This is a genomic window from Ammoniphilus soli, assembly GCF_040813775.1.
The window spans coordinates 1-641 of record NZ_JBEGDL010000165.1; the positions used below are offsets into that span (position 1 = coordinate 1).

Below are 641 nucleotides of genomic sequence, written 5' to 3' on the forward strand. Positions count from 1 at the left end.
GAGCTATCAAAGTCAGAGCGTGGAAGCCAAATCAAGCCCTTTTTGCCATCCTCCTCCTTTACTTCCTTAAAGGCACGATCCGAATCAAAAATCGGCGGTTTCTTATGAATATACATTCTTACCGTGTTTGTGTATTCCCAGCAGATATCAACCACTCCCGCTTCAAGTCCCTTCCGAAGAGAGCTGCTGTCCGAAAAGTTCATTTCCTTCACGCGATACCCATGATCCTTCAGCAAGAGTGTAGAGATTTTCATCAGCAAATGCTGCTCCGTAGCCGATCTTGCTCCCATGACAATCAGCGGCATCTGCGCAGGATCCTTTGCTTCACCTTTAATCGGGCTTGCCTTTTCACATCCGGCAAGAACAGTTAGAATACAAGCAAAAAACAAGAGGGCGATTTTCTTCCATGAGGTAAGTCTAAGAGTATGATTCATCATGAACTTATCCCCATTATTTGCATTGCATCTTCTTTAATTTGTAAATGAGCGTATGCCTAGAGATGCCCAGACGTTCGGCAGCCTTTGTCTGATTTCCCCCTGTTTCTTCCAATGCTCGCCGAATCAGCTGTTCCTCTACATTTTCCAGAACGGACTGCAGCGTCACATCCTTTTCCATTTTAAATACTCCCTCACCGAGGGATG

Annotated in this window: 2 protein-coding genes; both read right to left on the bottom strand. The window is 45.4% G+C overall.

The features are described 5' to 3' along the window. The coding region (locus ABLT31_RS38870; RefSeq protein ID WP_367761076.1) for a glycine betaine ABC transporter substrate-binding protein at positions 1-437 on the bottom strand (437 nt) is incomplete at its 3' end. 13 nt (positions 438-450) lie between these two features. Beyond that, positions 451-641 (bottom strand): helix-turn-helix domain-containing protein (locus tag ABLT31_RS38875; protein ID WP_367761078.1); only part of this gene is annotated, 191 nt, incomplete at its 5' end.